Here is a 17,837-nt window from a genome sequence, read left to right as displayed (position 1 = left end):
AGCAGACGCTATGAGCATTGTGGAAGTTAAAGTCCCGGATATCGGTGATTTCAAGGAAGTTGAAATCATCGAGTTGATGATCAAAGTAGGCGATACCATCAAGGTAGACCAGTCGCTGATTACCGTTGAATCGGACAAGGCCAGCATGGAGATTCCTTCGTCCGCCGCTGGTGTGGTCAAGGAAATCAAGGTCAAGGTTGGCGATAAGGTGGCCGAGGGTTCGCTGCTGCTGTTGCTGGAAGCCGATGGTGCCGCCGCGGCTCCTGCCGCTGCCGCACCTGCACCAGCCGCCGCAGCTCCAGCACCGGCGCCTGCCGCTGCCGCCGCGCCGGCACCTGCGCCGGCTGCCGCACCCGCAGCTTCGGCCGGTCCGGTCGAGGTGAAGGTTCCGGACATCGGCGACTTCAAGGAAGTTGAAGTCATCGAAGTGATGGTCAAGGTTGGCGACACGATCAAGGTCGATCAGTCGCTGCTGACCGTTGAATCGGACAAGGCCAGCATGGAAATCCCTTCGTCGCACGCTGGTGTGGTGAAGGAAGTGAAGATCAAGGTTGGCGACAAGGTTGCGATGGGCACCGTGGTGCTGGTGGTTGAAGCTACGGGTGGCGCTGCCGCTCCTGCTGCCGCCGCCGCGCCGGCTGCCCCTGCTGCCGCTCCAGCTGCTGCCGCTGCGCCTTCGCCGGCTCCAGCCGCCGCCGCTGCCGCGCCAACCGCGTCGCAAGGCTCGGTCCAAACCGGCAAGCTGGCGCACGCATCGCCGTCGATCCGCAAGTTCGCCCGCGAACTGGGCGTGGACCTGGGCAAAGTGCCAGGCTCCGGTCCTAAGGGCCGCATCACCCAGCTCGACGTGCAGAACTACGTCAAGGGCGTGATGGCCGGTACCACCGCTGCTCCTGCCGGCGCATCGGCGCCAGCAGGTTCCGGCGGCGGCATGAGCGTGCTGCCATGGCCGGTGGTCGACTTCAGCAAATTCGGTCCGACCGAACTGCTGCCGCTGTCGCGCATCAAGAAAATCAGTGGTCCCAACCTGCACCGCAACTGGGTCATGATCCCGCACGTCACGCAGTTCGACGATGCCGACATCACCGACCTGGAAGCGTTCCGCGTCGAGACCAACAACGCCAACGCCAAGAACAAGGACGCGGCCAAGCTGACCATGCTGGCCTTCGTCATCAAGGCATCGGTCGCCGCGCTGAAGAAATTCCCGTCGTTTAATGCATCGCTGGATGAGAAGGGTGAAAACCTGATCCTCAAGCAGTACTACAACATCGGCTTCGCGGCCGACACGCCGAATGGCCTGGTTGTACCGGTGATCAAAAACGCCGACCAGAAATCGGTCTCGCAGATCGCCCGCGAAATGACCGAGCTGTCGCTGCAAGCGCGCGAAGGCAAGCTGAAACCGACCGACATGCAAGGCGCCAGCTTCACCATCTCGTCGCTGGGCGGCATCGGTGGCACGCACTTCACGCCTATCGTCAACGCGCCGGAAGTGGCGATCCTTGGCCTGTCCAAGGCATCGATCAAGCCGGTGTGGGACGGCAAGGCATTCCAGCCTCGCCTGATGATGGGTACCTCGCTGTCCTACGACCACCGTGTGGTCGACGGCGCGATGGGTGCTCGCTTCTCCGTGTACCTGAGCGAAGTGCTCGGCGACATGCGCAAAATTCTGCTGTAAGGAGCGACTATGAGCACAGAAGTGAAAGTGCCGAACATCGGCGACTTCGCAGAAGTTGAAGTGATCGAGGTGATGGTCAAGGTTGGCGATACCATCAAGGTGGACCAGTCGCTGATCACCGTTGAATCGGACAAGGCCAGCATGGAAGTCCCATCGTCGCACGCCGGCGTGGTGAAAGAAGTGAAGGTCAAGGTTGGCGACAAGGTCAAGGAAGGCTCGCTGATGCTGGTGGTGGATGCCGCCGCTGGTGCGGCTGCCGCACCGGCTCCTGCGGCCGCTCCGGCTCCAGCTGCGGCGGCACCTGCTGCCGCACCAGCCGCCGCGCCAGCCGCGCCGATCGCAGTAGCCGGCGCCGCTCCTGCCGGAGCGGCCTACGCCGGCCAGGTCGACATCGACTGCGACATGATGGTACTTGGCGGCGGTCCTGGCGGTTACTCCGCCGCGTTCCGCGCAGCGGACCTGGGCCTGAACACGGTCATCGTCGAGCGTTACGAAACGCTGGGCGGCGTGTGCCTGAACGTCGGTTGCATCCCGTCGAAAGCGCTGCTGCACGTGGCATCCGTGATCGACGAAACCGCGCACATGTCCAACACCGGCGTCACCTTCGTCAAGCCGACCATCGACATCGACCAGGTACGCAAGTACAAGGAAGGCGTCATCAAGAACATGACCGGCGGCCTGGCCGGCATGGCCAAGGCACGCAAGACGCAGATCGTCACCGGCGTCGGCCAGTTCCTGAGCGCGAACCACATCGAAGTCACGGCCGCCGACGGCACCAAGAAAGTGGTGCAGTTCAAGCAGGCCATCATCGCCGCCGGTTCGGCTGTGGTGAAACTGCCGTTCGTGCCTGAAGATCCACGCATCGTCGACTCGACCGGTGCGCTGGAACTGCGCCAGATCCCGAAACGCATGCTGGTCATCGGCGGCGGCATCATCGGCCTGGAAATGGCCACCGTGTACTCGACCTTCGGCGCGCGCATCGACGTGGTCGAAATGATGGACGGCTTGATGCAGGGCGCGGACCGCGACGCGGTCAAGGTCTGGCAGAAGTACAACGAGAAGCGCTTCGACAACGTCATGACCAAGACCAAGACGGTCGCGGTTGAAGCGCTGCCGGAAGGGATCAAAGTCACCTTCGAAGCGGCGGAAGCCGGCGCCACCGCGCCAGCGCCGCAGGTCTACGACATGGTGCTGGTCGCGGTTGGCCGCAGCCCGAACGGCAAGAAGATCGCCGCCGACAAGGCTGGCGTGATCGTGACCGATCGCGGCTTCATCCCGGTCGACAGCCAGATGCGCACCAACGTGCCGAACATCTTCGCCATCGGCGACCTGGTGGGCCAGCCTATGCTGGCGCACAAGGCGGTGCACGAAGGCCACGTGGCGGCGGAAGCTGCGGCGGGCCAGAAGTCGCACTTCGACGTGAAGGTGATTCCATCGGTGGCCTATACCGATCCGGAAGTGGCATGGGCCGGCATCACCGAAGACGAAGCGAAAGCCAAGGGCATCAAGGTCGAGAAGGGCCACTTCCCTTGGGCCGCGAGTGGCCGCGCCGTGGCCAACGGCCGCGCAGAAGGCTTCACCAAGCTGCTGTTCGACGCTGAAACGCACCGCATCATCGGCGGCACGATGGTCGGCACGCATGCCGGCGACATGATCGGCGAGATCGCACTGGCGATCGAGATGGGCTGCGACGGCACCGACATCGGCAAGACGATCCACCCGCACCCAACGCTGGGCGAATCGATCGGCATGGCCGCCGAAGTGTACGAAGGCGTCTGCACCGACCTGCCGCCGCCGCGCAAGCGCTAAGCGACAATCCGCATCACACGAAACCGGGACTTGTTCCCGGTTTTTTTTCGTCCTCTCGGTTACGAACTTTCCCAAGAATCAACGACTTAGCTCCTTTCTTTGATGCTGGTCTGTGTCTGGATGGATTTCCGTAGAGAAATTTTCGGTAAGAATATAAAGTAGTCACATCAAATTCAATAAGTCGTATGGTCGAGTTTGATATTTTTTTAATTCTCATCTATTGGAGAGAAAAATGGAAACCTTGAATATTCAAGAAGTCGCTGCGGTATCCGGAGCCCGTATAAATGCCTTTGAGGCAGCAGAGTTAACGATTGCACTTATGGCGTTGGGTGGTCCAGTGGCTGTAGGTGTTGGGGTCGCAGCGCTTATGTACTACGCGTGGAGTTGATAAATTTGCTGCCTCTCTTTCATGGAGGGGCGGCTTTTTTAAAAATGGGAGATGATGAAATGGACGGAAAATATACGGAAGTCTTTCCTGTAAACTCTTCATCGGAAATGAAGATAATAAAAAATGGTAAACTGATAAATGCAGAAGACGAGTCTTCGTTAATCGAGATTGTAAAGAAGTGGAAGCCGTTTGATTCGCTTCTCATAGCAGTTTCGGGAAACAAGCATTTCTTGCCGATATTGAATATTGAAAGATTCAGGTCGCGTGCGCATAAGACAGCTATCGACCGGAGTAACGTTGGTTTGCGGATAATTTTATTGGCGATGTTAATATCGATCGCCATGGCTTATATTTTTAATAAGCCAAAAATGTGGATTCTGGCGGAGACATTTTTTGGCCTTGGAATTTTTTTGTTGATTGACCACATTATTATAATACGGAATATTTTTGCGTTAAATGAGAGGGAGAATTATATTTTTTTTATAAGAAAATTCTCTTTGTCCTATATGATTTTTTGGGCAGCATTTATGTTGATAATCGGATGGGTTCAAGTTTTTATTGGTTATGGTCAGCAGGACCCGGATTATTGTTTATTGATTTATGGGGCGGTGTTCAAGAGTCTTAATAAGGGCGAATATTGGCGTTTAATCACCGGCGCTTTTATACATGGAAGCATTGTCCACTGGTTTTCTAATTTTGTAATGCTTGTTGCCGCTGCGGGAATCGCGGGTGCTATTTCACGTATTAACGCATTCTTTGCCTTCCTACTTGGCTGCGTTGCTGGGAACTTGGCTTCCTGGTGGTGTTCACCGTGGACCCATGCTGATGCATGCCAAGGAGCGTCGGCAGGAATAATGGCGATAATGGGATTTTGCATAATTCAATGTATTAAAAATCCGAATTCGTTTCCCAGGCTATTTTCTTGGACGCTATCCTATTTTGTTGTTTTGAATATCTACCTTTCGTATGTTAACAATCCTCAGGTTAGCAATGAAGCTCATTTTGCTGGGGTTCTAGCTGGGGTGATTTGGGGAGTGGTTGTCTCGGGGGGCGCTCTGGTGAGTTATGATAGATTATCAAAGGAAGTGTTGATTAACTGATAGTTCCCGGGAAATAACCCATCGGCATGGCGCGTATTTCCGCTGCTATAGAGCCGGGCTAAAAAAGATCAGTCTGGCACGGGATGGCTATATTCTATGAACTTCCGTCGCATTGGCTGTAATATAGATACCGCGCCGCCGACTTTAATATTTCCTGATTCTGACCAGATAGCCACATTCCCTTCATTCCAACGTAGAAGACGAGGTAGGTTTTGATGAAATACGATACAGTTCAAGTTATCTGATTCTTTTATATATCCAAAATATTCAAGCCGCTTGATAAGAAAATCCAGGTCCTCCGGACGTGCGTTAAATATCGTAAACTGTGCGGGAATTACCGAGATAACAGAAAGCATTGAGCCTATCCCGCCGCCACTTAAGATGGCAGCTATCGGGACGGTGTTTGGATCGAAAAAATCGAGCGCAAGCCACGAAAATGCAGAGAAACACATCATCGCGAATGCCCATGATGTAAATTGAAACCACGATTGGAAGATAATAAAATAACGCCACAATGGAAATGGATATGTCAACTTGGATATTGCATTTTCTAATTGATGTGATGTTGTAGACATAAAATATCTCCTTGTCCCTGCTGCAAATGTTATGGCCGGCGCCGCCGGCGAGTGTGCCAGCAAATGCTCCTAACGGTCCGGCTGCTGCACCTGGCGTAGCACCCAACCGCATCGCGCCGAGGCATCCGCCCAATGCGGTGCCGCCGGACGTTAATCCAATTGTTCCCATTTCCTAAGCGAAAACTCCGTCGGAGACTTTTCCAATTTCTCCAGCTGATAGTGTTTGCATGATATTTCTTCTATGACGGAGAGGTAATTGGTCTACGTTGATGTGCCAAGTACGACTAGGTCACGCTGCCTAAGTGGCCAACGGTTCTGCCTCGGATTCGGGGCGGCTGGACGGCAGCCTGATGTCCTGGAACGCCTTTCCATTCAGCAAAACGATAACGCGGCTGGCGCTTGCAATAGTCTCTGGGCGGTGCGCGATGATTACGCGTGTTATGTTCAGCGCCTTCACCGCGCGGTTGACGATCTGTTCCTTTTCCACGTCCAGATGGCTGGTCGCTTCGTCGAGAAACAGGATCTTGGGGCGCTTGTACAACGCGCGCGCCAGCAGGATGCGTTGCTTCTGGCCGCCGGACAAGACGGTTCCCATATCGCCGACCAGCGTCTGATAACCCATCGGCATGGCGCGTATCTCCGCTGCTATCGATGCCATCTCCGCGCACTGTTCGACCCAGTCCTGGTTGGCTTGCGGGTCGAAGAAATGGATGTTGTCAGCAATGGAGCCGGCGAACAGCACATCATCTTGCAGGACCGTGCCGACCATCGACCGTAAGAAGTCGGTGCCACAGTGCTTGATGCCCATGCCTCCGACGGATACTTCTCCGGCCGTCGCCGGCAGTATGCCCAGCAGTACATTGAGCAGCGTAGTCTTGCCGCAACCCGATGGACCGACTATCGCCACCGATTCACCAGCCTCGATGGTGAAGCTGATATTGTCCAGAATCATAGGCTCCTGGTCGGCGTAACGGAAGCTGAGCTGGTTCACCGCGATGCTCGCCGCGAGCGTGTCAGCCTCCACGCTGTGGGGGCTGGCTGCTGTCTCAGGTTCCGACAGGACGATGTCGGCCAGGCGGGCGCCCTGCAACTGCAGCATCTTTAACTCATAGAACTTGTCGATCAGCGCACCGGCGCGGGTATCGAACTGATTTTTGTAAGCGATGAACGCCATCAACGCGCCCGCGCTGAAGTTACCGTCGAGGACCAGCCGAGCTCCCAGCCAGATGACCAGTACGTTCTCGGTGCCGAACAGCAGGCCGTTCAACAGGCGGTAGGCTAGCTGCAGTTTCTGGACCCGTAGATCCGCGTTGATTTGTTCCACCAGCAGTGTCAACCAGCTGCTGCGCCGATGGTCCTGCCGTTGAAATAATTTGATGGTCTTGATGCCGCGTATAGTCTCCAGGAAGTGCGTTTGCTGCTTGGCCGCGTGGACGATCTGCTCGTCGGTCGCGTTGCGTAGCGGCCCGTACCACGCCCACCGGCCGAGCGCGTACAGCACCATCGCTCCGAGGGCGATGCAGCCCAACGTCGAACTGTAAAGGAACATCATGCCGAGCGTGACGATGGTCATGGCGCCATCGAGCATCGCCTCCAGGAAGGAAGTGGTGAGGGTGTGCTGAATCAGGTCGATCGCGCCGAAGCGCGAGACCACGTCGCCCAAGTGCCGTTTTTCGAAGTACTGCACAGGCAAGCGGGTAAGGTGGGTGAAGACGTTGGCGCGCCATTGCAGATTCAAGGTAGTCCCCATGTACAGGATCGCCCAACTGCGGATGGCGGTGACCATTTGCTGCATCAGCATCAGCAGGCCGAAGCCTATCGCCAGCGTGGTTAGCAGGTCGCGGTCTGCGGCCACCAGTACGTTGTCGATGACCCATTGCAGGAAGAATGGCGATATCAGTCCGAAAATTTCCAATACCAAGGCCAGTATCAGGATTTGGCCGAGTGAGCTTCGCAGTCCACTGACGTGCCCCATCAATTGGCGCAGCCTGATCGTCGGCGCCGGCTTGGCGGGTTTGAAATTTGTTCCCGGCCAGATCTCCAGCGCGACTCCCGTGAAAGAGTCGGAGACTTCGCTCCATGACAGCGTGCGCGAACCGACGGCCGGGTCGTGAATGGTCACCGTTTTGGCGTTCACTTCCTTGAGCACGACGAAATGGTTGAAGTTCCAGTGCAGCAGGCACGGCAGCTTCAGCTGACTCAGATCCTCAAGATCCAGCTTGAGCGGGCGTGTTCCCAGATCGAGCTGTTGGGCGATCTGGATGATGTCGCTGAGCGTCGCACCTTTGAGCGAAATGGGGAAGCGGCGACGTAAAGTCATCAGGTCGGTGTGATGACGATGATACCCGGCCACCATAGCCAGGCAGGCCAGGCCGCATTCGGTCGCCTCTGTTTGCAGGATCACCGGCAGCGAACGGCCGAAGCCCAGGGAGAGCTCATTCAGGAAGGACATGGGATTTCCTTTATCGAACGACTACAGTTTGCCTGTTAGGCTGTACAGCGGCTCCAGCACCCACTCGTAGAGTTTGCGTTTCTCTTGCAATACATCGGCCTCGACCAGCATGCCGGCCTGCAGCGGTTGGGGTTTGCCGTATGCGATCAGGTTTTGACGTGCCAGCTTGACCGTGATGCGATAGAGCGGCTCCGAGTTGCCGCCACTGGCGGGAGCACCGGAAAACTCGTTGGCCGACATAGCCGTCTGGGAGATCGATACCACGATGCCGTGGGCATGGCCGAATTTTTGAAATGGAAAGGCCTGGTAGCGCAACAGCACATGGTCATTCTTGCGGATGAAACCGATGGCCCGGCTGGGTGCGTACAACTGGGCCTGCAATTGCGCTCCCTCTGGAATAATGTTGACCACGGGCCGGCTGCCGTCGATGGTTTGCCCGACTTCAGCGGTGACGGCGGTGGCGATGCCGCTTTCGGGAGCGATCACGGCGATGCGGCGCTTGGCTTCGCTTTCCGTCCATTCCTGCTCCGTGTTCGTCAGCTGTCGTTCAATTTGAGCGAGCTGATTGTGCTGTCGTAGCGGCAGGCTTTCCATGTCGTTGCGGATACTCAGCAGTTCCCTGCCGAGGCTGATTTCGTCGCGCTCCAGCGCTTGAAGTCGCAGGTGCTGGTCCAGCAGCTCCGCTTGTTTTTGCTGTTTGATTTCTTTTGAAACAAAGCCTTGTTCACTCAGCTGCACCGCGCGTTTCAACGCCTCCTCGGCCAGCTCCACACGGCTGCGTTGAGAGGTCAGTTGGCGGCTCACATTTGCCTGCTCAGTCTGCAGGGCTTCGGCCTTTTTGCGCAAGGCTGCTTGCTCGTCCAGTTGAACGCGTTGTGTCTGCCGCAGTTCGTCGTTTAGCGACCGCTGGCGGCGCGCCACTTGCCGGCTGATGGACTCTTGAATGTCGCTGCGATTGCTGGCCTGGCGCTCACTCGAGACGAGGTAGAGCAGATCGCCCCGATGGACGGACTGTCCTTCGCTCACCATTTTTTGCAGCACGATGCCAGCTTGCGGCGGGTAGACTTTGACCACGCCTAAGTCCGACATCAGCTGTCCACTAACATTGCTATGTCGGGTGTAACTCCCTGCGAAGAACAGGGCGGCGACCGATACCGCCATCGCGCCCGCGATGGCGGTGAGGATGCGAAATGTCAGCGGCCGGATCAGAATGATTTCGCCGAGCCAGTGGACGCGGGATGCCGACAGGGCTTCCTCACGAAATAGCGATACCCGTTTCATAGTGGCTCCAGCAAGTTGGGTGGATGACCTGCCTACATGATGGCCTTGCTGCTCGGGGGAGTATTTGTAGAACCTCAAGAAATAGTTGACTACAGTCACTTTTCTTTGCGGCGCAAACTGGAGGCGTAAAAAAGGCTATGTAGCCCCTAAGTGTTGAACGGCTGGCTCCCCCATCGGTCTAAGCAACACGGACTGATGGGAGACGGCGATGAAAAAATTAGATTTTCAAGCACTCGTTAGGCAGCTGGACGCATTGTGGTGCGACCGAGCTATACAAGGCCGGCAATCGCTGGACCGCTTCCATCGTGTGGCGACCCACTATCTTCCCAACTATCTCGGATGGCGATGGGCCGCGGACGCCCACCGGATCAGTGCTCCGCTGGACTTACTCAAGACCTCAGTCGGAGTCTTTCCACACCTAGCCGCCACATAGCCTTTTTTTCGTCCTCACCATTTGGCGATGGTTGCGCGTCATTAGCTTACGTTGCAAATAATTCACTCAAGCACGCATCTTATTTTTCGTCAAGAATTTCCTGCTGGCATTGTTTTAGTATTTAAGAAGCGTAAGTTAATAATCATGGTGGATTATGAAAGTCAAAGACCTGCTTGGAATATTGTTGTTTTGCGTTGTTCTGAGAGCAGCGTGTACTTTAATAATTGTCAGTAGATACCCCGATAATGAATATTATCTGGATCTTATTTTTCAGGCGGGGACGGAAATTCTGTTTATTTTGTTGTGCAAGATCCTAATGAAGATAAGTTTTCAGGAAATAAAAAACATAGTGGGGCATATGATTGGTATCGGGGAAGTGGCGTTAGCAATGGCAACGGGATTGACTCTAATCCTATTCACATTTGGCGAGAATGGTATCGAGGCGCTCATCGTTGCACAGTTCAATCCGCAGAAGGTATTTAGAATTTGGAATTTTCATACAACAGCCCGGGAAGTCTACCCGTTCTTTTCTTTGAACGTCCTAAGCTTCTTGGCTGTCAGCTGCTTGGTTGCACCAATATGCGAAGAGCTATTTTTTCGAGGATTTTTGTTGCGGTCGTTGTTGGAGAAAAAGAGCCTGTACTCCGCATTGATAATAAATTGCTCTATATTCACAGCATTGCATTTCTCCCATGAATATTATGTTAGTACGTTTGTGTTTTCATTGCTCTTATGCTGCACATATCTCGTTACCAGATCAATTGTGTTTTGCAGTGTGGCGCATTCGATCTTCAATTTTTTTGCCTTGTTGCAAAATTACTCGCTGAATGAATATTTTCTCAAGTCAATTGATGGTGTTGCGTCTCCTTCATCGTGGGCTTTAGAAATATTTTCGTTCATTGCGTCATCTTTAATTATTTTATGTCTTTTCTTTAAATTTAAAAAGAATTTTGACGGCGGATTACAACCCGGAGGGTGACGTGGCGTTCTTTAAGAACTCGAAAGGGATAAATTACTTTAGTTGCTTTTACTCAAATGATGAACTTAACGCAGTGAGTGGAGTATTTTATGAATTGCCAGAAAAGACGATGCAGCGGCTGCGTATTCTTTATAAGCTAATTTCGGTAGCGGTTGTTGCTTTATTTTTCGTGGAGATTCTTCTTCCCCTAGCATTGATGGGTGTCGATGGCGAGGAGAGGGATATCGGGATAGTGATATTTCTTGTGATCGATGCCTTGATTATTCTACCTCCAGCGCTACTCGTTGTTGCAAAAAAGAAGGTGGTAATTAGAAGGGAACACCTCACGTTATATAGGCGCGACTCCATCCGGGTATATATCTGTGTATGCTTTGTTCCGCTTAACTATACGTTGATTATGATCTGGATAGCTCTCTTTGATACTGCTTCGTCCCTTTTGCCATTCGCTGTCGCCTTGTCTGTCGCCGCAATGTCGGGCGGGCTGTTCAGACTGCGCCAAATAGCTCGGATGAAGGCATAAAAAAACCGGGAACTGGAGTCCCGGTTTTTTCGAATCGTTTGGCGCTCAGGCGCGCGACTTTCTGCGCCAGGCCAGCAGCATCAAGCCGGCGCCCAACATCAGGTAGGTGGACGGCTCGGGCACGGGCGCGGTAGGCGAGAGGGTCAACGTGGTGAAATCGCAGTCGACTTCCACCCATTTGTGGTCGGCCGACATGCGCGAGAAGCCATAGCTGCCGTAGTTGAATTGGCTCAGGCTCAACTGCCCAGGAATCGCGGCGCTGTTGAAGGCTGTGCCGGTGCTGTCGCCCAGAATGATCAAGTTGGTGAAGATTTCACCCTTGTAGGAAGCGGAGTTACTTAACCAGAAGCCGTCGCCGTTGTTCAGAAGGGTGGCGTTGTCGAGCACCTGCACCGTGCTGTTGACCTTCACGCCGGCCGGCACGGTGGTGTGCAGGCCGCTGTTCAGGAACGTTGCGTCGATCGGATTCTTGTAGTTCGCGGAGTCCGAATACAATACCCAGCTGCCCTGTGCCTGCGCGGGCGGCTGGTAGACGGTGCTTTTCGGAGTGTCGGTGTCGAAGCTGAACGTGCCATGCATTTTCTCGCCCACCGATACCAGCGCGCCCGGACGGGTGCTCGATTGCACATAGACCGGATTGACGTTGTTATCCATCTCCACGATGTGGTCGACGGTGATGGTGAAATCGTAGCTGACGACTTTTGCCTCAGCCGAACCCAGCAGCGCGAGGCCGCAGGCCAAACCCACAAGTTTCTTCAATTTTGCCTCCTTGTTGAATAGATGCATTTAATTCATGCAAATAAAACAATTATAAGGAGATAATGTCAAAAATGAAAGTTTTATCGGGTCAGGCGATAGATCAGAATGGCGGTGCGAATGGTGGCGCGTTCGATGGAGGCGATTTCCAGGTCCTCGTCCGGTGAATGCGCCCCGTTGCCGGTGGCGCCCAAGCCGTCCAGGCTGTCGAGCAGCGGGGCGACGAACTGCACGTCGCCGGCGCCGCGCTGGCCAGGCGGCAGGGCGGGAATCTCACCCAGGCCGGCGTCGCTGCTCGCCTGCGAATACAGCTTGAGCACCGCCAGGTTGCCGGCGGTCGGCGACATCGGCGGATACGATTCGTGGAAGCTGATGGTGGCGCTGGTGCCCGGCAGGTTCTGCGCGACGATGGCTTTCATCTTCGCGTGCGCGCGGTCGCGCTGTTCGTTGCTCAGGTAGCGCAGGTCGCCGTGCACGGTGGCGCTGCGCGCGATCACGTTGCCTTTGCCTGCGGCCTGGCCCTTGGTGCCACCGGCGTCGAGGCTGACGTCCGTGCCGCCCAATATCAGGCCGGGGCTGAAGGTCAGGTCGGGCTCCATCACTTGCTGGCGGAAGCCGTCGACGATACGCGCCGCTTCGTACACCGCGCCATAGCCGGCGTTCTCGGTGAAGATGCCGCTGGAGTGGCCTTGCTTGCCTTTGACTTCCAGGTCCCACGACGCCGATGCACGGCGGCCGATGGTGCCGGTGTCCTTGCCGTTCTTGTCGCGCACCGTGGCTTCGAAGGCCAGCGCGATGTCGCTGCGCTTGGCGGCGGCGACCATGTCGGCGCGCGAGATCTCGACCGGATGGCCGGCGCTTTCCTCGTCGCCGCTGAACATGACGGTGATGCTGGTGTTATCGAGCGCGCCCACGCGCTGCAAGGCGCGCAGCGCTTCGACGATGATCACGTCGCCGCCCTTCATGTCGTTGACGCCCTGGCCGCGCACGCGGGCGCCGTCGCGCTTCCACAGCTGCACCGGGCTGTCCTTTTCAAACACGGTATCCAGATGGCCGATCAGCAGCAGGCGCTTGCCTTGCTTGCCTTCGCGCGTGGCCAGCAGGTGGCCGGCGCGCTGCACGGCGGGCGGCATGTCGATCCAGCGGGTGGCGAAGCCCAGCTGGTCGAACTGTTCGCGAAACAGCTTGCCCACTTCGCGCACGCCTTCGTGGTTCATGGTGCCGCTGTTGATGTTGACCGAGCGCTCCAGCAGCTGCAAGCCTTGCTCCGAATGGGCCTTGACCTCGTCGACGATTTTTTGCTCGACCGGCGACAGCGCGGCGGCGCCTGCGCTGCTCATTGCCATCACCAGTGCTGCGAACGCGAACGGTTTCAATGCCATGTGGACTCCGGTGGTTGATCAGGCTTGCGCCGACGCCGGCAGTCCGAAGATGCGGTCGAAGGCGAGGCTGAAGAGAAAGGTATAAAACATAAAGAATAACACCAGCCCCAAGTCCAGCACAAAGGCTTCCCACAGCGAGATGTCCAGCCACCAGGCGAACAGCGGGACCAGGATCACCACCAGGCCTCCTTCGAAGCCCAGCGCGTGCGCGGCGCGGCGCAACCAGCTGCGGCCACGCTTGGCCTGGCGCGCTTCCCACGCTTCGAACATGCTGTTGTAGATGAAGTTCCAGACCACGGCGACCAGCGACGAGGCGACCGCCGCGACGCTGGCGTGGCCGGCGTCGTGGCCCATCAACAGCACCAGCACGCTGCTGGTCAAACCCACGGCGATCAATTCGAATAGCGATACGTAGACGATTTTGCGTTTCAATCCTTGCATAATGTTTCCTCCTTAATACGATATGGCCATGGTAATAGCGATTTACTGATTGAAAAAGTCGACAGCTATCAGTTTTTCTGACAGCATGGGGCCATGGCCTTCTCCAGCGATAACATCGCCATCTTTCTCGCCGTGCTGGATCACGGTTCGTTTTCCGCAGCGGCGCGGGCGCTGGGGCGGGTGCCGTCGGCTGTCAGCATGGCGATCGCCAACCTGGAGGCGGAACTCGATCTGCAGCTGTTCGACCGCACGTCGCGCGAGGTGCGGCCCACCGAATCGGCGCGCGCGCTGGAGGCCGAGGCGCGGCAGATGGCGGGCCAGTTGCGCCGCCTCGAGGCGCACGCGCTGTCGCTGCATCAGGGACTGGAGCGGCGCCTGACGCTGGCGATCGCGCCCGAGCTGCTGTCGGCGCCGTGGAGCGATCCGCTGGCGCGGCTGGCGGAGGAGTTCCCGTCGTTGGAGGTGGACGTGGTGTCGGCGCCGCAGAACGATGCGCTGCGCATGCTGCACGAGGGTTCGGCGCAGCTGGCGCTGATCTACGAGCGGCCACAGATCGACCAGCGCGAGAGCTTCCAGGAACTGGGCAGCGAAGTGATGGTGGCGGTGATCTCGCCACGGCATCCGCAGGCGCGCGCGTGCAGCGGGCAGTTCCGGCTGGAGGAACTGGTCGACATGCGGCAGGTGGCCATCGTCGGCCGCGACGCGGGGATCGAGGACGAGCGGGTGCTCATCTCGCGCAAGCTATGGCGCACCGACAGCCATCTGGCGACACTGAGCCTGGTGCGCGCCGGCGTCGGTTGGGCGTATCTGCCGCACCGGCTGGCCGCGCCGCTGCTCGATTCGGGCGAGCTGCTGGGCATAGGCTTCGCGCACATGAGCAACCAGCTGCGCCTGTGGGTGGACGTGGTGTGGCTCAACGACCGTCCGCTGGGCCTGGGCGCGCAGCGCCTGATCGCGCTGATGAAGGACATCGCCGGCCTGGAGGCGCGGCCGGCGGCGGTGACTTAATGCGGGCTTAATGGGGACTAAATCCCACAGGCGCGGCGCGTGGGAAGCTGGTATATTCGCTGTGCAGATTTTTTCATAAAAGGATAACCATGCTTCGCCTGAAACTCGCTGTCGCAGCCACCGCCTTGTTGGCCGGCGCCGCTTTCGCATCGCCCACCGCGCCCAAGAACGGCGCCGAGTACACCACCCTGAAGACGCCGCAGCCGGTGCAGGCCGAGGGCAAGAAGGTCGAGGTGATCGAGTTCTTCATGTACCACTGCCCGGCGTGCTACGCGCTGGAGCCGGCGATGCTGGCGTGGGTGAAGAAGCAGGGCGACGGCATCGTGTTCCGCCGCATCCACCTGCCGCTGACCGGCGAGAACGATCCGGAAGCGCATATGTTCCTGACGCTGGAGGCGCTGAAGCTTGAAGAGTCGCTGCACGCCAAGCTGCTGACCACCTGGCACGTCGAGCGCCGCCGCCTGAAGAGCGATGCGGACAACATCGACTGGGCCGTGAAGAATGGCGTCGACAAGGACAAATACGTGGCCGCGTATAACTCGTTCTCGGTCATGGCCAAGTTGAAGAGCGCGGGCCGCGTGGCCGGCACGTATGAAGTCAACAGCACGCCGACGCTGATCGTCAATGGCCGCTACCTGACCAATCCTTCGATGGTGGACGCCAGCAACCCCGGCATCCCGCGCCCGCAGCTGGACCAGGCGACCTTGCAGGTGCTGGACGCGCTGGTGGCGATGTCGCGCAAATAAGGTGGCTGCGAGCGCCGAGTTTGTAGGCTGGATGCGCGAGCAATTCGCGCCGCTCGGCGCCGCGGTGTCGGACGCCGCGTTCTTCGGCGGCCGCGCCTTCAAGTATCACGGCCAGCAGTTCGCGTGGGTGATCGGCAGCACGCTGTACCTGCGCGTCGGCGACGCCACGCGCGCCGAATTCGAGGCCGCCGGCGCGACGCCATTTTCCTACGAGACCAAGAAGGGCAAGGTGCTGGTCACGAAGTACTACACGGCGCCCGAGTTCCTGCTGGACGATCCCGAACAGATGCTGGTGTGGGCGCGCAAGGCGATCAACACGGCCGGGTAAGGCCACGTCAACGTCAAGGATGCGCGGCCAGGAAGGCCAGCATGTGCTGGTTGAAGATGGCTGTTTGCTCCATCTGCGGCAGGTGGCCGGACTGGTCGATCTCGACGTAGGTGAGGGCGGGCATCGCTTGCCGGATGTGGGCCGACTGCGCCACCGGCAGCGTCGGATCCTGCTTGCCCCAGATGAGCTGCACCGGCAGGCCCGCCTTGGCGATGGCCGTGTACATCGCGTCGAAATCCACCACCGCCAATTGCATCCGCGACCGGTACAGCGCGCGGCCGAAGCCGCGATACGCCATCTGCGGGCGATAGCGGTCGGCCCAGCCCGGGAACTGTTCGGGATGCAGGAAATCGCTGGCCTGGTTGTCGGCCATGCCCGGCACGGCGCTCACCTGGAACAGATAAGGGCCCAGCAACGGCGCCCGCAGTTGCCAGGGGATGGTCGGCCGCGTGTTCGATGGGTCGACCAGCGTCAGGGTGCGAACGCGCTGCGGATGCGTCGACGCGTAGTGCGCCGTGACATAGCCGCCGAACGAGAGGCCGAACAAATCCACCGGCTCATTTGCTTGCAGCGCCTTGAGCAGGTCGTCGATCTGGCGGTCGTAGAAGGCGCCGTCGTAGGCGGCGTCGGGACGGTCGGACAGGCCGCGTCCGAACAGGTCGTAGCGGATCACGCGGTAGCCCGCGTCGCCAAGCGCCTTGAAGGTCGGGTCCCAGATGTAGGACGGTACCGAGAAGCCGTGCACCAGCAAGGCCACGCGGCCATTGGCCGGGCCGGCCGTTTCGTAATGGGTGACGCCGTCGCTCAACGCCACGAAGGCGCCGGGCGTGCCCGCGCTGTTGCGGGCCTGGTCGTCGAGTACGGATTTTTCGGGATTGACGTAACGCTGGTAGCCGGCGGCGGCGCCACCGGCAAGCACGACTACGATCAGCATCCACCGCAGTGCCTTCGTCATAAGCGCGGCTTGGCGGCTCAGTTGACGGTGAAGCGGGTCGGGATTTCGATGCCGCCGTTGCGCGCGGCTTCCGCGTAGGCTTGCAGTTCCTGGATGACGGCGTCGAGCTGCTCCTGGCCGGGATTGGCCTGGAAGTTTTTAACGCGCTCATTCATGAGCGTTACCTGCCTGCTCCAGTCCAGTCTATTCGATTTGCTCATGTGTGCTCCGTGGGTAAAAATCCAGTATAGAGCAAATGACAAAAATGCACAGCGCCTAACGCAGCACGGCGCGGTAGAACAGGTCCAGTCCTTGCCGCGCGCGGGCGCGCAATTCGTCGACCGACGGCGGCTGCTCGACCGGGAACAGCATGCGCACCATGGTGTCGCCCATGAGGCAGCTAAGCAGGTGCACCGCCAGCGTTTCGACCGGGATTTCCGGCCGCAGTTGCGCGCGGATGTCGTCGCGGCTGAAGAAGCGCATCAGTTCCTCGCGGGTGCGCAGCGGGCCGGCCTTGTAGAAGGTCTCGGCCAGCTCGGGCGTGGTGCGGGCCTCGGCCACCACCATGCGGTGCAGGCTGACGAAGGCGGGCACCGTCACCAGTTCCAGGAAGCGCAGCGCGAAGTCGTCCATCACTTCGCGGAAGGGACGCGGGTCCGACTGCAGGTCGGTCATGCCGGCGAAGAAACGCGCGCGGCCGTTGGTGATGACGGCGCTCAGCAGCCCGGCCTTGCCGCCGAATTTGACATAGATCGTGCGGACCGCCACGTGGGCTTCGCGCGCGATCATTTCCAGGCTGACCTTGCTATAACCTTTTTCCAGGAACAGGGAGGCGGCCGTGTGCAGCAGCGATTGCAGGCGGGCTTCCTTGTCGGCCGCGCGCGGACGCCCGGCCGCCTTGCCGAAGCAGGGGGAGTCGGGCGAATCGTTGGCGGCGCCCTCGGGGCAATCCGGGTCTTCCAGGGCGGCGGCGTTGGTGGTGATTTTCATGGGATGACATGGTAATGGATGCACACATCGTAGTCCAAAA

18 protein-coding genes and 1 pseudogene are annotated in these 17,837 nt (G+C 58.1%); 10 read left to right on the top strand and 9 right to left on the bottom strand.

What is annotated here, in order from left to right; translation table 11 throughout:
• Positions 1-10 precede the first annotated feature (10 nt).
• From aceF to ACUJB0_RS13640, 4 genes are all read left to right on the top strand, one after another.
• The gene (aceF, locus tag ACUJB0_RS13655; protein WP_444845694.1) at positions 11-1,675 is read left to right on the top strand and encodes a dihydrolipoyllysine-residue acetyltransferase; all 1,665 of its coding nucleotides are present in this window, start codon (positions 11-13) and stop codon (positions 1,673-1,675) included.
• A 9-nt stretch (positions 1,676-1,684) separates the two neighbouring features.
• Positions 1,685-3,484 carry a dihydrolipoyl dehydrogenase gene (lpdA, locus tag ACUJB0_RS13650; RefSeq protein WP_444845693.1) on the top strand — a complete coding sequence of 600 codons (1,800 nt, stop codon included), beginning with the start codon at positions 1,685-1,687 and terminating at the stop codon, positions 3,482-3,484.
• Positions 3,485-3,716: 232 nt separating this feature from the next.
• Complete coding sequence (locus ACUJB0_RS13645) at positions 3,717-3,872, top strand: hypothetical protein (protein WP_444845692.1); 156 nt, start codon at positions 3,717-3,719, stop codon at positions 3,870-3,872.
• Positions 3,873-3,877: 5 nt separating this feature from the next.
• Complete coding sequence (locus ACUJB0_RS13640) at positions 3,878-4,972, top strand: rhomboid family intramembrane serine protease (protein WP_444845691.1); 1,095 nt, start codon at positions 3,878-3,880, stop codon at positions 4,970-4,972.
• Positions 4,973-5,040: 68 nt separating this feature from the next.
• Here the strand turns inward: ACUJB0_RS13640 and ACUJB0_RS13635 are convergent, their stop codons facing one another.
• The 3 genes from ACUJB0_RS13635 to ACUJB0_RS13625 form a co-directional block, all read right to left on the bottom strand.
• Positions 5,041-5,547, bottom strand: coding sequence for a hypothetical protein (locus ACUJB0_RS13635; protein ID WP_444845690.1), 507 nt, complete (start codon positions 5,545-5,547; stop codon positions 5,041-5,043).
• Between the two features lie 298 nt (positions 5,548-5,845).
• Positions 5,846-7,999, bottom strand: coding sequence for a peptidase domain-containing ABC transporter (locus ACUJB0_RS13630; protein WP_444845689.1), 2,154 nt, complete (start codon positions 7,997-7,999; stop codon positions 5,846-5,848).
• A gap of 21 nt (positions 8,000-8,020) precedes the next feature.
• The gene (locus tag ACUJB0_RS13625; protein ID WP_444845688.1) at positions 8,021-9,280 is read right to left on the bottom strand and encodes an HlyD family secretion protein; all 1,260 of its coding nucleotides are present in this window, start codon (positions 9,278-9,280) and stop codon (positions 8,021-8,023) included.
• A 280-nt stretch (positions 9,281-9,560) separates the two neighbouring features.
• On the opposite strand from ACUJB0_RS13625, the pseudogene ACUJB0_RS13620 reads away from it, so the two are divergent.
• From ACUJB0_RS13620 to ACUJB0_RS13610, 3 genes and pseudogenes are all read left to right on the top strand, one after another.
• Positions 9,561-9,713, top strand: a pseudogene (locus ACUJB0_RS13620) (IS1595 family transposase); the annotation flags it as partial.
• A 154-nt stretch (positions 9,714-9,867) separates the two neighbouring features.
• Complete coding sequence (locus ACUJB0_RS13615; protein ID WP_444845687.1) at positions 9,868-10,692, top strand: CPBP family intramembrane glutamic endopeptidase; 825 nt, start codon at positions 9,868-9,870, stop codon at positions 10,690-10,692.
• A 1-nt stretch (position 10,693) separates the two neighbouring features.
• Positions 10,694-11,212 carry a hypothetical protein gene (locus ACUJB0_RS13610; protein ID WP_444845686.1) on the top strand — a complete coding sequence of 173 codons (519 nt, stop codon included), beginning with the start codon at positions 10,694-10,696 and terminating at the stop codon, positions 11,210-11,212.
• Positions 11,213-11,257: 45 nt separating this feature from the next.
• Here ACUJB0_RS13610 and ACUJB0_RS13605 read toward each other — a convergent pair whose 3' ends face one another.
• The 3 genes from ACUJB0_RS13605 to ACUJB0_RS13595 all read right to left on the bottom strand — a co-directional run bounded on the left by ACUJB0_RS13605 (position 11,258) and on the right by ACUJB0_RS13595 (position 13,791).
• On the bottom strand, positions 11,258-11,971 hold the full coding sequence (locus ACUJB0_RS13605) for a PEP-CTERM sorting domain-containing protein (protein ID WP_444845685.1): 714 nt from the start codon (positions 11,969-11,971) through the stop codon (positions 11,258-11,260).
• A gap of 80 nt (positions 11,972-12,051) precedes the next feature.
• Positions 12,052-13,350, bottom strand: coding sequence for a M20/M25/M40 family metallo-hydrolase (locus tag ACUJB0_RS13600; protein ID WP_444845684.1), 1,299 nt, complete (start codon positions 13,348-13,350; stop codon positions 12,052-12,054).
• An 18-nt stretch (positions 13,351-13,368) separates the two neighbouring features.
• Positions 13,369-13,791 carry a PACE efflux transporter gene (locus tag ACUJB0_RS13595; RefSeq protein ID WP_444845683.1) on the bottom strand — a complete coding sequence of 141 codons (423 nt, stop codon included), beginning with the start codon at positions 13,789-13,791 and terminating at the stop codon, positions 13,369-13,371.
• Between the two features lie 93 nt (positions 13,792-13,884).
• Here ACUJB0_RS13595 and ACUJB0_RS13590 point away from each other — a divergent pair, with 93 nt between their 5' ends.
• The 3 genes from ACUJB0_RS13590 to ACUJB0_RS13580 all read left to right on the top strand — a co-directional run bounded on the left by ACUJB0_RS13590 (position 13,885) and on the right by ACUJB0_RS13580 (position 15,873).
• Positions 13,885-14,799, top strand: a complete 915-nt coding sequence (locus ACUJB0_RS13590; RefSeq protein ID WP_444845682.1) for a LysR family transcriptional regulator — start codon at positions 13,885-13,887, stop codon at positions 14,797-14,799.
• Between the two features lie 89 nt (positions 14,800-14,888).
• Entirely contained in the window at positions 14,889-15,545 is a 657-nt protein-coding gene (locus ACUJB0_RS13585; RefSeq protein ID WP_444845681.1) for a thiol:disulfide interchange protein DsbA/DsbL, read from the top strand.
• A gap of 31 nt (positions 15,546-15,576) precedes the next feature.
• Positions 15,577-15,873 carry a TfoX/Sxy family protein gene (locus tag ACUJB0_RS13580; RefSeq protein ID WP_444845680.1) on the top strand — a complete coding sequence of 99 codons (297 nt, stop codon included), beginning with the start codon at positions 15,577-15,579 and terminating at the stop codon, positions 15,871-15,873.
• Positions 15,874-15,886: 13 nt separating this feature from the next.
• Here the strand turns inward: ACUJB0_RS13580 and ACUJB0_RS13575 are convergent, their stop codons facing one another.
• From ACUJB0_RS13575 to ACUJB0_RS13565, 3 genes are read right to left on the bottom strand one after another with little or no spacing between them, the layout of a single operon-like run.
• The gene (locus tag ACUJB0_RS13575; protein ID WP_444845679.1) at positions 15,887-16,807 is read right to left on the bottom strand and encodes an alpha/beta fold hydrolase; all 921 of its coding nucleotides are present in this window, start codon (positions 16,805-16,807) and stop codon (positions 15,887-15,889) included.
• 38 nt (positions 16,808-16,845) lie between these two features.
• Positions 16,846-17,028 (bottom strand): hypothetical protein, encoded by a 183-nt coding sequence (locus ACUJB0_RS13570; RefSeq protein WP_175001135.1) that lies wholly within the window; start codon positions 17,026-17,028, stop codon positions 16,846-16,848.
• Between the two features lie 55 nt (positions 17,029-17,083).
• A complete protein-coding gene (locus ACUJB0_RS13565; RefSeq protein ID WP_444845678.1) occupies positions 17,084-17,797 on the bottom strand; it encodes a TetR/AcrR family transcriptional regulator in 714 nt (237 codons plus the stop codon).
• Between the last annotated feature and the right edge of the window lie 40 nt (positions 17,798-17,837).

It is taken from the genome of Duganella caerulea (assembly GCF_040362985.1).
Lineage (GTDB): Bacteria > Pseudomonadota > Gammaproteobacteria > Burkholderiales > Burkholderiaceae_D > Rugamonas > Rugamonas vulcania.
Note: the sequence above shows the minus strand (reverse complement) of the source record. Positions and strands in the feature narration are given on the sequence as shown.